Origin of the sequence: Sorangium sp. So ce394, from assembly GCF_051474665.1 — a bacterium.
GTDB classification, from domain to species: domain Bacteria; phylum Myxococcota_A; class Polyangia; order Polyangiales; family Polyangiaceae; genus Sorangium; species Sorangium cellulosum_D.
In genome coordinates this window covers 13,065,925-13,078,663 of the sequence record NZ_CP150339.1, presented here as the reverse complement: position 1 = coordinate 13,078,663, position 12,739 = coordinate 13,065,925, and the positions used below count along the sequence as shown (strand labels likewise).

Here is a 12,739-nt window from a genome sequence, read left to right as displayed (position 1 = left end):
GCCGCACCGGCGTCAGCGAGGTTGAGCAATGGCGGTGCCAGGGGTGGGAGGCGTCGTGAGCAACCCGCGATCGTGCCGTCGGCGGCGCATGGGTCGCCGCCGCCCGCGCCGCGCGCCGCGCTGGACGCGCTCTGCCGCGCGCCGGACCCGCGGGCCGTCGAGGCGCGGCCGCTCCGGCCGGATCGCGCGGCGGAGCGGGTGCGGCCCGCAGGCATCAGGCCGGCAGACATCAGGACAGCCGGACGCTCCGCGCGTCGAGGGGCGCTTACGTCTCGGACCGGTCGAGGCGCGGCCCGGGCGCGAAGCGGATCGGCAGGCGGGTCGGGCCGAGCACGTGGATCGCCCGGCGCGGCTCCCACGGCGCGTCGCTCGCGAGCCGGAGGTCCGCGAGCCGCGTCACGAGATCCGACAGCGCGATCCTGGCCTCGAGGCGCGAGAGCGGCGCCCCGAGGCAGAAGTGGAGCCCGTGCCCGAACGCGACGTGCGGGTTTGGATCGCGCGCGATGTCGAAGCGGTGGGGGTCGCGAAACTGCTGCGGATCTCGGTTCGCCGAGCCGATCATCACCAGCACCGGCTTGCCGGCCGGGATCACCTGGCCGTGCATCGGGACGTCGCGCTTCGTCACGCGGAACATCGCCTGGACCGGCGAGCGGTAGCGCAGGACCTCCTCGATCGCGGCGGGCAGGAGCTCGGGCTCGGCCCGGACGCGGGCGAGCGCGGCCCTGTCCTCGAGCAGGCACAGGACGGCGTTGCCGATCAGGTTCGTGGTCGTCTCGTGGCCGGCCACGAGGAGGAGCTGGAAGAAGCCCAGGATCTCGTCCTCGCCCAGCCGCTCGCCGTCGACCTCGGCGTCGACGAGCCGGGTCAGGAGATCGTCCCTCGGCGCCTCCCGCCGCGCCGCGATGAGGCCCCTCAGGTAGGCCTGCATCTCGGCGCTCACCGCGGTGAACGCGGCGATCGCCCGGGCCCCCGCCTCGGTGCCCGAGACCGTAGTGCTGAGGTCGAGGATCACGTCGCTCCAGCGCTTGAACCGCGGCTGGTCCTCGATCGGCGCGCCGAGCATCTCGGAGATGACGAGCAGGGGGAGAGGGACCGTGTAGTCCTCGACCAGGTCCATCTCGCCGCGCTCGATCGCGCGGTCCAGGAGCCGGCGCGACAGCTCGCGGACGCGCGGCTCGAGCGCCGCCACGGCCTTCGGGGTGAAGGCGCGCTGGACGAGGGCGCGCAGCTTCGTGTGGCGCGGCGGGTCCATGAAGAGGAGCCACTCGGAGGTCCTGTTGCCCGGCGGCGACACGACGGAGCTGAACGCTTCATGGTCGTGGAGCGCCCGCTTCACCCCGTCGTAGTCGAAGATCATCCACGTGTCCGAGGGGGGATAGTGGAGCACGGGAGAGCCGCTCCGGAGCTGGTCGTACAGGGGGTAAGGGTTTCGGCGCATCTCGTCCGAGAACAGGTTCATCGCTCACGACCTCCGTCGCGAGCCACGGTAGGATTCGAGGGCGTGGGCCGCTTGAACGAATCCCGGATCGGCGCCGTGATCGCGGAGTCCTTCGCGGTGCGCGCCTCGACGGCGATGGCGTCGTCCCTCCACGCCGAGCACGGCGCGGCGGTCCTGGTCGGGCTGGAGAGCGACGTCACGGTGACCGCGCCGGAGCCGGGCGGCGGCGTCGTGCGCGGGCGCGTGGTCGTGGTGCCCCCGGACCAGTGGCACGCCGCCTCGTGCCCCGGGCCCACGATCGGGCTCCTCTACGACCCCGAGGTGACGCCGCACGTGGCGGGCTACACGCGCCAGCGCGGCGGGGCCTGCCCGCTCGAGGGCCGCCTCCGCGCGCGCATCGACGGGGCCGTGGCGGCGCACTCCGCGTCCCTGTCGCGCCCCGACGTCCTCGACGGCCTCGCCCGGGAGATCGCGGCCTGGCTCGCGCAGGAGTCGCCGCGGCGCGCCCCGGACGGGCGCGTCGCCCGCGTCCTCGAGGCGCTGCGCGATCCGGCGGGGGACCGGCGGCGCGCGGTCGCGCGCGCCGGGATCTCCGAGGCGCACTTGCAGGCGCTGTTCGTGCGCGACGTGGGGGTGCCGATCCGCACCTTCCAGCTCTGGCGCCGGCTCCTCGTCGCGCTGGCGGCGTTCGCCCGCCTCGACGCGACGGGCGCCGCCCACGCCGCGGGGTTCGCCGACCTCGCGCACTTCTCGCGGACCTGCCGCCGCATGCTCGGCTACTCCCCGACCGAGCTGCGCACCGGGCTGATGCAGTGAGCCCGCGCCCGGGGGCGGCCTCTGCGATTGACGTGGTGCTGCCCTGCCGGCAGCGTGTCGGCCTGGCGAGGAGATGACGTCATGACGATGGATATCGCCGCGCTGCGCCGCGACACCCCGGCCTGCGCCAGCGTCCTGCACTTCAACAACGCGGGGTCGTCGCTGCCCCCGGCCGCGGTGGTCGACACGGTGGTCGAGCACCTGCGGCGCGAGGCGGCCATCGGCGGCTACGAGGCCGAGGCGGAGGCGGGCGAGCGGCTCGCGGCGGTCTACGGGTCGGTCGCGCGGCTCATCGGCGCGGCGCCGGACGAGATCGCGCTGGTCGAGAACGCGACGCGCGCCTGGGACATGGCGTTCTACTCGCTCCGCTTCGGCCCGGGCGATCGCATCCTGACCGCGCGGGCCGAGTACGCCTCGAACTACATCGCGTTCTTGCAGGTCGCGCGGCGCACCGGCGCGGAGATCGTCCCGATCCCGAGCGACGAGCGCGGCGCGGTCTCGCTGTCCGCGCTCGATCGCCTGCTCGACGAGCGGGTGAAGCTGATCGCGATCACCCACGTGCCCACGAACGGCGGGCTGGTCAACCCGGCGGAGGCGATCGGCCGCCGGGCCAGGTCGGCGGGCGTGCCCTTCCTGCTCGACGCCTGCCAGTCGGTGGGGCAGCTGCCGATCGACGTCGAGGCGATCGGCTGCGATTTCCTGTCGGCGACGGGGCGCAAGTACCTGCGCGGGCCGCGCGGCACCGGCTTCCTCTACGTGCGGCGCGCGCTGCTCGACCGGCTGGAGCCGCCGTTCCTCGACCTCCACGCGGCCACCTGGACCGCGCCGGGCCGGTACGAGCTGCGGCCGGACGCCCGGCGCTTCGAGAACTGGGAGAGCTACGTCGCCGGGCGGCTCGGGCTCGGCGCGGCGGCCGAGTACGCGCTCCGGCTGGGCCTGCCCGCGATCCGCGACCGGGTCTGCGCGCTGGCCGAGCGCCTGCGCGCGCGGCTGGCCGAGCTCCCCGGGGTCGCCGTGCGCGATCTCGGGGAGCAGCGCTGCGGCATCGTGACCTTCACCCGGGACGGCGAGGACGCCGCGGCCGTGAAGGCGCGGCTCGGCGCCCGGGCGATCCACGTCAGCGTGTCGACCGCGGCGGGGACGCTGCTCGACTTCGAGGCGCGCGGGATTCCCGATCTGGTGCGCGCCTCGGTCCATTACTACAACGACGAATCCGAGGTGGATCGCTTCGCCGCCGCGGTCGGCGCGGCCTGAGGGGGAGGCGCGGCGTCCGCTTGTTGCTCGTCGTTCTCGGCGCGCGCGGCCCCGGCTAGCATCGCGCGATGCGAAACTTTCTGAAGGGGCTTGGGATGACGCTGTGCGTGGGCGCGCTGGGCCTGCTCGCGGCGTGCGGCTCCGTCGATGATGACAATGAGCCTGTGGGGTCGGGTGGCGCCGGCTCGGGCGGATCGGACGGCTTGGATGCCAAGCAAGCGTGCATGAACTTCTGCAACGCTCGCAATGCGAGCGGCTGCGAACCTCAGGAGTCGGACTGCGAGGACTTCTGCGACGACCGGATCGAGGACGCCGGCGGCTTGTGCGAGGACAAGGCCGCCGTGCTCTTCACGTGTGCCCTGCCCTACGCTTCCACGTGTCCGCGCGATGTGCCCCCCTCGTGCCAGGAGCAGATGGTTGCGCTGGAGACGTGCATGGAGACGCACGGATGCGCCGGCGGCGAGCTGTGCTCCGGCGGAGGCGGCGAGGACGGCGCGACGACGTGCTCGTGCGAGGCCACGTGCCTGGGCAAGCGGCACGAGATGCGGTGCGACACGCCCGCTGGCGGCACGACGACGTGCGTCTGCCTCGTCAACAGCGTGGAGGTCGGGACCTGTCAAGAAGCCCTGCCCGACCCGTGCGGGGTAAAGAAGGGCTGCTGTCAGGAGTTTTTCAACATCCCCTGATCGTTCACCTCGAGGACGTCGCCGTCTTCCCTCCTCGCGTCGAGCTCGAGTCCCTCGGAGCGCGGCTCACAGGATCGTCGCTATCCGCAGCGACGGCGGCAGGAGCTCGTTGAGCCGCGCGAGGTCGCGCGCCATCTCGAGCCGGCGCGGCTCGCGGCCGTCGTGCGACGGGAACGGGATCGCGGCGAACGCCTCGAGCGCGGCCTCGGCCACGCGCGCCGCGCCCTCCGGGCGGAGGAGGGCGCGCTCGAGCGCCACGGCGGCCGCGCCGAGGTACGTGTCGAACAGGTGCACGCCCGAGACCGCGAGCTCCTGCCGCGCGCGCTCGGGCGTCGCGACGACGTCGTGGATGAAGATCGCCTGGACCGACTCCGGCGCGCGCTCGAGCATCCGCTGACCGAAATGGATGTCGCCCTGCCCGCTGTCGCCGACGAAGACGAAGCCGTATTCGGGGTACAGCCGCCGGTATTCCAGGAAGTTCTCGAGCTTCTTCTCCGCGATCGCGCGATTGCCGATGAGGCGCGTGAACGAGCCCGCGAGCACGGTCGCGGCGAGCTGGCCGCGCGCGGCGAGCGCCCTCAGCGTCGCGTCCTCGACGAGGCCGAGGCGGTCGCCGGGGCGGGCCGTGACGAAGGTCAGGTCGCCGGCCCGCCCGGGCTCCGGGCCCGGCCCGCGGTCGAGCTCCGCGTAGAACTGGAGCACGCCGGGATAGACGGTCTTCTTCGGATACCGCGCGTCCTTCCAGTTCGCATAGAAGGTGTCGTCGATGTCGGAGAGGATCTTCACCTCGCCCGTCGGGACGGCCTCGGCCGCGATGTGCGCGAGGAGCTCCTCGCGCAGGCCGTCGTCGTCGATGTCGTGATAAAAAAGCTGGTGGAGGTCGTGGTAGCGGCCCCGACCGTCGAGCGCGTTCTTGAGCCGCGTGACGTCGGCGCCGCGCGTGCCGAGCCAGAGGCGGCGCAGCGCCTGCTCGTCGCGGCGGCCCGTGCGTCCGCGCTGCAGCGCCGAGGCGAGCGCGGCGCGCGCCGGGACGCCGAGGTCGCCGAGGCGCTCGGCGGTCAAGAGCTCGAGCAGCGCGGTGCGGTTGTCGGGGCCGAGGAGGCGATCGTCGATGTCTCCCAGCAGCGCGGGCAGGTCGAGCAGGACGAGCAGCTCGTCGAGCTCGGCGGCGGTCGATCCGGCGAGGATCTCGAGGATCCGCCGCTCGTCCCGCCGGTCGGTGTGCGAGGCCATGCGCTGCCGGATCTCGTCGAGCTTCGGCAGCACCGACGGGATGGACGCGTCGGGGGTGGCGTCGATCGTCATGGCGCCCCGGCAGGATAAGGGATCTGCCGGCGCCCTGTCCGGCCGGAGATCCCGCGGCGCCGCGAGGGCGCGCCGCCGGGGCTCAGCCGCCGGCCGGCGCGCGGCCGCGGAGCACCTCCGCGAGGGCCGACGCGCCGCCGCCGAGCACCTCCGAGAGGGCCACGAGGACGCCGTCGAGGCGCGGCCCCGCGCCGCGGAGCGCGCGCAGGAAGCTCACGAGATCGGGCGCGAGCAAGTGCGCCGGAGAGGCGTAGTCGCCGGCGGTCAGGTAGATCTCCGCGGTCCCCGCGCGAACCGCGAGGTACATGGCCACCGTGAGCTCGATCTCGACGCCGCGGTCGGACTCCGTGTGCACGATGTGCCCCGGCAGCCGGGCGAGCGTGAGGAGCTCCATCGCTCCCATCCTGCTCGACGAGGTCGATTTGCGGAGGACGGTCCCCTGCGCGAGCGGCGACAGGACGACGATCGCCGCCGGCGGGAGCGCCGCGGGCCACGGCACCCGGGAGGGCGCGCCGCCCGCGTCGAGGAGGGCGAGGCCGTCGATGGCGGCATAGAGCGCCTCGATCTGCGGGTGAAGCGCCCCGCGCTGCGCCTCGACCTCGGCCACCTCGCGCCGGCGCTCCGGCGAGGGGGTCTTCACCGCGACGGACCAGCCGGCGCGCGGCGCGGAGGAGGCGAAGCTGCCCCGCACCAGGGCGCTGCGGAGGGTGTCCTCCAGCCGGTCGTCCGCGGGCGCCGCGTCCCGCCTGCCCGCGCCGGGCGCGGCGCGGCGCGGGTCGAGGCAAGCGTCGATGAGCTGCGCGAGCGCCTCGTCGACGGCCGGGTCGGGGCGGAGGGGGCCGCGGTCGAGGAACGGCGCGTAGCGGAGGTCGGCGGCGATGCGGGCGACCTCCTTGCGGCCGCGCTCGCCGTAGCGCCGCTCGAAGTGCGCGCGGAAGGCGTGCGCCGTCTCCCCGAGCGCCGGGCGCGCCGCGCGCACGAGCGCGTCGACGTGCTCGCCGGCGAGGACCATCCCGAACAGCATCCCGCCGCCTCGCTCCACCGCGATCAGGCCCTGCAGCACCGAGGTGAAGCGCGCCTGCGCCTCCATGAACGAGACCGCGTCGTCCGGCTGGTGGCGCGCCAGGGCCTCGTGGAACCACGCGAGCAGGCGTGCCGCACCGTCCATGGTGCCTGTCAGTCTACGCCCCGACGTGGCGCCGGCCCAAGGCCCGCCCGCCCAGCCGTGCGGGGTCAAGGCGCGCCAGGGCTGGGATCCCTGAGCGTCGGAACCGTGCGGCCCCCCCGCGAGCTCAGCCGTGGCGCGGCAGCTGCGCTCGAATCGTCCCGCCACATTTCACTCCCGGGAGCTGTGACCTCGGCGCTCGCCACACCTTCCGTCAGCGAGGGCGCCGGCGTAGGCTCCGGGGCGATGATGGCTCCTACAGCGGTCGTGTTCGATCTCGACGGCACGCTGATCGACAGCCGAGGCGACATCGTGGCGGCGGTGAACCATGCACTCGAGGCGACGGGGCGCGCCCCGCTGCCGGGGCAGGTGATCGTCCGGTACGTGGGCGACGGCGCCCGCGCGCTGTGCGCGCGCGCGGCCAGGCTCCCCGAGTCGTCCGACGACGCCGATGAGGTCCTCCGGCACTTCCTCGCCTACTACGAGCGGCACCCGCTCGATTTCACGCGCTGGATGCCGGGCGCGCAGGACATTATCGAGAAGCTCTCGGACGTCGGCGATCTCTCGCTCTGCGTCTGCACCAACAAGCCGCGCTCGACCACCGACGCGGTGCTCGCCGCGCTCGGCGTCGGCGCGCGCTTCCACGCCGTGGTCGCCGGCGGCGACGTCGCCGACAAGAAGCCGTCGCCCGCGCCGCTGCTCCACCTCGCGGAGCTCCTCGGCATCCAGCCGCGCCGGATGGTGATGGTCGGCGACGGCCCCCAGGACATCGAGTGCGCGCGCCGCGCAGGCGCGCGGTCGATCGCCGTCCTCGGCGGCTTCGCCTCGGAGCAGGAGCTGCTCAGCGCCCACCCCGATGTGATCCTCCGCACGCTGAACGAGCTCTGGGACGTCCTCCGCCGCTGGCGCGACGCGACCGCCCGGATCTCCGTCCTGCGCTAGCGCCGCGCGCGGCCTTTCCGCCCGCGCGGTCTTTCCGCCCGCGCGGTCTTTCCGCCGCGCGCGGTCATCCCGCCCGCGCGGCCATCCCGCCCGCGCCGCCCCTCAGGCCGCGACGCCCTCGGCGATCTCCCGGCCGAACGCGGTCGCGTTGAGGATCGCGCGCAGCCGCACGCGCGCGCGGTGGAGCCGCGATCGCACGGCGCTCTCGCTCACCGCGAGCTTCTGCGCGATCTCCTGCAGGCCGAGATCCTCGTGGTAGTGCGCCAGCACCACGTCGCGGTAGTCCTCCGGCAGCTCGCAGAGCGCCTCGCGGACGTACGCCTCCCGCTCCGCCGCCGACGCGGCGTCGTCCTCGCCGATGGTGCTGCGCATCGTCGGGAGCAGGCCGAGCTCCTCGAAATCGAGCCCCTCGACGATGCGCGCGCGCTGCCGCCGCTGCGACCGCATCAGCATGAGCGCCTCGTTCGCCGTCACCCGGAACAGCCACGTCGTGAAGCTCGAGTCGCCGCGAAACGAGCGGATCGTCCGCACCACCTGCAGCAGCGTCGACTGCACGAGGTCGAGCCGATCCTCGTCCGACACCGGGTAGCGCGCGAGCTGCCGCTCCACGTGCGGACGGATGAGCCGCGTGAGCTCGTCGAGCGACTCCCGGTCCCCCTCCTTCGCCCTGCCGATCACCTCGGCCAGCGGGCCCGCGCTCGCGGCCCGCGGCGCCGGGCGCGGACCGACCGCGCCCGGCGGGGTGAGACCGCACGGCGCCAGAGGAGTCTCGGGCCTCGTGGTGGCGCTCGGAACATCGGTCGGAACGGCGGTCAGAGCCATGAGCCATCTCTCCGTCGAGGGCGCCGCGTGCGCTTCCGGCCCACGGGCCCGGTGGTGCGCTCCGATGAGCAAACCGCTTGCCACGGCAAGCTCAACGGACGTGCGCGCCGCGTGCGCACCGCGTGCTCAGCCGGTATAAGCGGGGCCACCATGTCCAGCGACGCTCCGCGATGGGATGCCCCCCGAGGGGATGACCGCCACGCTCCGACGCCCGAAATGGACCGGCCAGCGCCGTCCGTATCCGCGCCGCCCCGCGCGCTTGCGCACCCGCTGCCCGCCGGCATGCGCGATCTCCTCCCGGAGGAGGCGCGGCGCCGCCGCGCGCTCGCGAAGCGCGTGCTCGATCACTTCGTCCTGCACGGCTACGAGCCGGTCGCGCTGCCCGCGTTCGAGTTCGCCGAGGTGCTCGAGCGCGGCCTCGGCACCCTCGACGCCGCGGACGTGCTGCGCTTCATCGAGCCCGAGTCGGGCGAGGTCGCCGCGCTGCGCCCGGACATGACCCCGCAGATCGCCCGGCTCGTGGCCACGCGGCTCGCCGACGCGCCCCGCCCGATCCGCCTCTGTTACGAGGGCACCGTCCTGCGGCGGCGCCAGGGCCGCGCCCGGCGCCACCGGCAGATCCCGCAGGCCGGCGTCGAGCTGTACGGCGTCGGCGCGCTCGGCGGCGACCTGGAGATCCTCCGCCTCGCCGCCTCCGCGGTGCGGGAGGCCGGCCTCGAGCACGTCGTGGTGGACCTCGGCCACGCGATGATCGCGCGCGCGCTGCTCGACGCGGTCCCGGCGGGGCTCGCGGCCGAGCTCTCCGAGGTGCTCGAGCTGAAGGACGCGTCGCGCCTCGCCGCCGTGCTCGCCAGCCCGCGGGCGACCGACGTCCCGCGCCGCATCGTCGCCGCCATCGCCGCGCTCCCGGACCTCGCGGGCGGCGGCGAGGCCGACCCGGACGGCGCCCTGGTCTTCGAGCGCGCCGGCCGCCTCCTCGCCGGCACGCCCGCCGAGGCCCCGCTCGCCGAGCTGCGCGCGCTCTGGGACGCGGCGCGGAAGAGCCCGGAGCTCGGCCCGGCGCTCCGCGTCGACCTCGGCGAGCTCCGCGGCCTCGCCTACTACACGGGCGCAATTTTCCACGTGCTCGCCGACGGCCCGGGGGAGCCGATCGCGGCGGGCGGGCGCTACGACATGCTGCTCTCGCGGTTCGGGCTGCCGATGCCGGCCGTCGGCTTCGGCCTGAACCTCGACGCGGTGGCGTGGGCGCGCGACGTCGCTGGCGCCGCGGACGAGCCGGCGCTGCGGGTGCTCCTCGCGATGCGGGCGGAGCGCGCCGAGCCGCTCGCGGCGGCGCTGCGGGGGCTCGGCGTCCCGGTCGTGACGCACGCGCCGGACCAGGATCCGGAGGGGTACGCGCTGTCCTGGCGGTTCTCGCACCTGGTGCGCGAGCGGGACGGGGCGCTCGTGGTCGAGGCGGCGGCCGGCGGCGGCGGGGCGTCCGGCGGCCCGGGGTCCGAGGCGGGCGTCGTCCCGGCGGGCCTCGACGACGCCGCGGCGGCCCAGGCGATCGTGCTGAAGACGAGGGGGCCGCGTCCGAGCGGCAAGTAGACGCTCGCTCGGCACGCGAGCCTGGGGTAAAGGCGGACGTGGACCCGGACGGAGCCGCTCGGAGGGACGAGCGGGCCGAGGACGGGCCAGGTGATTCGGGAGGAGCTTCGGAATGACCGCGATCGTGATCGTCGGCGCGCAGTGGGGCGACGAGGGCAAGGGTAAAGTCGTCGACCTTTATACGGAGAGCGCCGACCTCGTGGTGCGCTACGCCGGCGGGCCCAACGCCGGACACACGCTGGTGGTGGGCGGGGAGAAGCTGATCGTACGGCTCATCCCGAGCGGAATTCTCCGCGCGAACGCCCGGTGCGTGATGGCGCAGGGCATGGTGGTCGACCCGGGGGTGCTCGTCTCCGAGATCGACGCGGTCGAGGCGCGGGGCTGCTCGACGCAGGGGCGGCTGTTCGTGTCGGATCGCGCGCACCTGATCCTGCCGTACCACCCGCTCGTCGACTCGCTCCGCGAGGCGGCGGCGGCGGACGGGACGCGGCTCGGGACGACGAAGCGCGGCATCGGCCCGTGCTACGAGGACAAGGCGTCCCGGCGCGGGGCGCGGCTCGGCGACCTGCGCGACATGAAGCGGCTGGCGCAGCTGGTCTCGCGGTCGCTCGAGGCGTGGACGCCGACGTTGCGCGCGCTCGGCGGCGAGCCGCCGTCGCTCGACGCGATCATCGAGGAGCTCACCCCGCTGGCGAAGCGCATCACGCCGCTGCTCGCGGACACGTCGCAGCTCATCGACGGGGCGCTCCGCCGCGGCGAGCGCGTGCTGCTGGAGGGGGCGCAGGGGACGCTGCTCGACATCGACCACGGCACGTTCCCGTTCGTCACGTCGTCGTCGGCGATCGCGGGCGGCGCGTGCGTGGGCGCCGGGGTCGGCCCGACGCGCATCCGCCGGGTGCTCGGCCTGGCGAAGGCGTACTGCACGCGGGTGGGCGAGGGCCCGTTCCCGACCGAGCTCGGCGGCCCGCTGGGCGAGCGGCTGCGGTCGGTCGGCGGGGAGTACGGCTCGGTGACCGGGCGCCCGCGGCGGACCGGCTGGCTCGACCTGCCGGCGCTGCGCTACGCGGCGCGCGTGAACGGCCTCGACGGGATCGCGCTGACGAAGCTCGACGTGCTGACGGGCATGCCGGAGCTCAAGGTGTGCGTCGCCTACGACACGCCGTCGGGGCGGACGCGGGAGTTCCCGATCGACGAGATCGCGACGGCGAAGCCGGTGCTCGAGCCGGTGGCCGAGTGGAGCGAGCCGATCGACGCGGCCCGCTCGATGACCGAGCTGCCGGCGGCGGCGCGGCAGTACGTGGAGCTGGTCGAGAGGGAGACGGGGGTGCCGGTCGACGTGGTGTCGGTCGGCGCGGACCGCGACGCGACCATCGTGCGGCGCAACGCGTTCGCGTGAGGGGGAGCGGGCGGCTCCCCGACGGCGCGGGCTCTCGGCCTCTCACCAGACGGAGAGCACCGCGTCCAGCGTGGAGGCGCGCTCGCACCACGCGATCAGCTCCCCTTCCTCCGGCTCTGTCACGATGACGATATAGTCCGACGCTGGTGACCACCGGCCCTGATGACCGCAGGAGCCGATCGGGCCCGAGCCGCTGCTCTGCAGCGCGAACACGCCGAGCGACGTATCGCGCGACGGGCGCCCCCAGACGAACGTGGAGCCGCGCGCGCCAGCGTCGAGCACCAGCTGCCTGGACGCGGAGCCATCCATCTCTAGCCATACGACGAGCGTCTTGTCCGCCGCGTGGCTGCGGATGCTCACCGTCCTCCACATGAAGAAATAAGCCCACAGCGCCGCGATGACAGCCGCGACGAGCAGGGCGCGCGCGGCAGCTCGGCCGAGAGGGAGAGAACGAGATCCAGGGCTCATGCGCTTGCCACCGATGTGCCGAGCTGCTCGGCCACGGGGAAGGAGTTGTTCAGTAGGCTATAGGTATTGTTGCTGTGCGCTGCCGCGCAGCTGACTCCAGCGTGGTCCTTGATATCGGTCGCGAACGACGGAAGCGCCGCGCAAAGCACGGCCAACCCAAAGAGACCCACGAGCTTCCGCCCACGAACCCTAAGAATCTCCTCGCCGTTAACAGCAGCCCAATCGTCCTCTGTTCGGAGCGCGCGCGTTACAAGCAGGAACGAGAAAGGCACGCGCCGGCCTCGCTTTGCGCCCCACGCTCGCGTGGTCAGCCGCGCTTCGCGCATCGACGTGCGACGGGCACACGAGCGACCTACGAGCACCCAGCGCACGCACCCAAGCAACCCACGTACCAGCCTGCGTGTCCTTGCTCGCCCGGCATCGACGCGCTTGATCGCCATCCGTTCCGCGCCGGCGCTCAGCCGATTACCGTGCCACGGTGAGAGTCCACGGACGCACGTGCCAGCGGTGCCAGCGTGTCAGCGTGCCAGCGTGCCACCGCGCGCACGAAGAGCCATCCGTCGTCGACAGCCAAGCTCGGGGCCGAACATGGAGGGCAGCGCAGCATGCGTGTGCTCTCAGGATGCCCTGCGATATGAAAGCATCCTGACCGAGCGGCCGGTAGTGGTCAACTTTGCCCAGAGAGAGTCAATATGAAGGCGGGAAGGCGGGAAGATCATCAAGGTTGTCTTCCCGCCTTCCCGCCTTCATGTTCGAATTTGACCACTACTCTGGTCGAGGATGGAGAAGGGCGTGCCCGCGGACGCGATATCGGCCGGCGCGATCGCGGCGCGACCCTCGTGCGGAGCGAGCACGTT

At 73.8% G+C, this 12,739-nt stretch carries 11 protein-coding genes; 6 read left to right on the top strand and 5 right to left on the bottom strand.

Features of this window, described 5'->3' with window-relative positions; genetic code table 11:
* Positions 1-265: 265 nt before the first annotated feature.
* Positions 266-1,459, bottom strand: a complete 1,194-nt coding sequence (locus tag WMF33_RS48385; RefSeq protein ID WP_437334909.1) for a cytochrome P450 — start codon at positions 1,457-1,459, stop codon at positions 266-268.
* 42 nt (positions 1,460-1,501) lie between these two features.
* On the opposite strand from WMF33_RS48385, the gene WMF33_RS48380 reads away from it, so the two are divergent.
* The 3 genes from WMF33_RS48380 (at position 1,502) to WMF33_RS48370 (ending at position 4,194) form a co-directional block, all read left to right on the top strand.
* Positions 1,502-2,254 carry a helix-turn-helix domain-containing protein gene (locus WMF33_RS48380; protein WP_437334908.1) on the top strand — a complete coding sequence of 251 codons (753 nt, stop codon included), beginning with the start codon at positions 1,502-1,504 and terminating at the stop codon, positions 2,252-2,254.
* 81 nt (positions 2,255-2,335) lie between these two features.
* A complete protein-coding gene (locus WMF33_RS48375; protein ID WP_437334907.1) occupies positions 2,336-3,508 on the top strand; it encodes an aminotransferase class V-fold PLP-dependent enzyme in 1,173 nt (390 codons plus the stop codon).
* A gap of 68 nt (positions 3,509-3,576) precedes the next feature.
* Complete coding sequence (locus tag WMF33_RS48370) at positions 3,577-4,194, top strand: hypothetical protein (protein WP_437334906.1); 618 nt, start codon at positions 3,577-3,579, stop codon at positions 4,192-4,194.
* A gap of 66 nt (positions 4,195-4,260) precedes the next feature.
* Here WMF33_RS48370 and WMF33_RS48365 read toward each other — a convergent pair whose 3' ends face one another.
* Both WMF33_RS48365 and WMF33_RS48360 read right to left on the bottom strand, forming a co-directional pair.
* Positions 4,261-5,499 (bottom strand): phosphatase domain-containing protein, encoded by a 1,239-nt coding sequence (locus WMF33_RS48365; protein ID WP_437334905.1) that lies wholly within the window; start codon positions 5,497-5,499, stop codon positions 4,261-4,263.
* 82 nt (positions 5,500-5,581) lie between these two features.
* Positions 5,582-6,667: a hypothetical protein gene (locus WMF33_RS48360; RefSeq protein WP_437334904.1), complete on the bottom strand. Its 1,086-nt coding sequence runs from the start codon at positions 6,665-6,667 to the stop codon at positions 5,582-5,584.
* Between the two features lie 243 nt (positions 6,668-6,910).
* On the opposite strand from WMF33_RS48360, the gene WMF33_RS48355 reads away from it, so the two are divergent.
* Complete coding sequence (locus WMF33_RS48355; protein ID WP_437334903.1) at positions 6,911-7,606, top strand: HAD family hydrolase; 696 nt, start codon at positions 6,911-6,913, stop codon at positions 7,604-7,606.
* Between the two features lie 102 nt (positions 7,607-7,708).
* On the opposite strand, the gene WMF33_RS48350 is transcribed toward WMF33_RS48355, so the two are convergent.
* Complete coding sequence (locus tag WMF33_RS48350) at positions 7,709-8,428, bottom strand: RNA polymerase sigma factor (RefSeq protein WP_061624338.1); 720 nt, start codon at positions 8,426-8,428, stop codon at positions 7,709-7,711.
* A gap of 282 nt (positions 8,429-8,710) precedes the next feature.
* On the opposite strand from WMF33_RS48350, the gene WMF33_RS48345 reads away from it, so the two are divergent.
* Together WMF33_RS48345 and WMF33_RS48340 are read left to right on the top strand one after the other, a co-directional pair.
* Positions 8,711-10,018 carry an ATP phosphoribosyltransferase regulatory subunit gene (locus tag WMF33_RS48345; RefSeq protein WP_437334902.1) on the top strand — a complete coding sequence of 436 codons (1,308 nt, stop codon included), beginning with the start codon at positions 8,711-8,713 and terminating at the stop codon, positions 10,016-10,018.
* Positions 10,019-10,130: 112 nt separating this feature from the next.
* Positions 10,131-11,414: an adenylosuccinate synthase gene (locus WMF33_RS48340; RefSeq protein ID WP_437334901.1), complete on the top strand. Its 1,284-nt coding sequence runs from the start codon at positions 10,131-10,133 to the stop codon at positions 11,412-11,414.
* Positions 11,415-11,456: 42 nt separating this feature from the next.
* On the opposite strand, the gene WMF33_RS48335 is transcribed toward WMF33_RS48340, so the two are convergent.
* A complete protein-coding gene (locus WMF33_RS48335) occupies positions 11,457-11,882 on the bottom strand; it encodes a hypothetical protein (protein WP_437334900.1) in 426 nt (141 codons plus the stop codon).
* Positions 11,883-12,739 lie beyond the last annotated feature (857 nt).

Coding starts and splice junctions, on each gene's coding strand:
- WMF33_RS48385 (WP_437334909.1), bottom strand. CDS start 1,459: ATGAACCTGTTCTCGGACGAGATGCGCCGAAACCCTTACCCCCTGTAC.
- WMF33_RS48375 (WP_437334907.1), top strand. CDS start 2,336: ATGACGATGGATATCGCCGCGCTGCGCCGCGACACCCCGGCCTGCGCC.
- WMF33_RS48370 (WP_437334906.1), top strand. CDS start 3,577: ATGCGAAACTTTCTGAAGGGGCTTGGGATGACGCTGTGCGTGGGCGCG.
- WMF33_RS48365 (WP_437334905.1), bottom strand. CDS start 5,499: ATGACGATCGACGCCACCCCCGACGCGTCCATCCCGTCGGTGCTGCCG.
- WMF33_RS48360 (WP_437334904.1), bottom strand. CDS start 6,667: ATGGACGGTGCGGCACGCCTGCTCGCGTGGTTCCACGAGGCCCTGGCG.
- WMF33_RS48355 (WP_437334903.1), top strand. CDS start 6,911: ATGATGGCTCCTACAGCGGTCGTGTTCGATCTCGACGGCACGCTGATC.
- WMF33_RS48350 (WP_061624338.1), bottom strand. CDS start 8,428: ATGGCTCTGACCGCCGTTCCGACCGATGTTCCGAGCGCCACCACGAGG.
- WMF33_RS48345 (WP_437334902.1), top strand. CDS start 8,711: ATGCGCGATCTCCTCCCGGAGGAGGCGCGGCGCCGCCGCGCGCTCGCG.
- WMF33_RS48340 (WP_437334901.1), top strand. CDS start 10,131: ATGACCGCGATCGTGATCGTCGGCGCGCAGTGGGGCGACGAGGGCAAG.
- WMF33_RS48335 (WP_437334900.1), bottom strand. CDS start 11,882: ATGAGCCCTGGATCTCGTTCTCTCCCTCTCGGCCGAGCTGCCGCGCGC.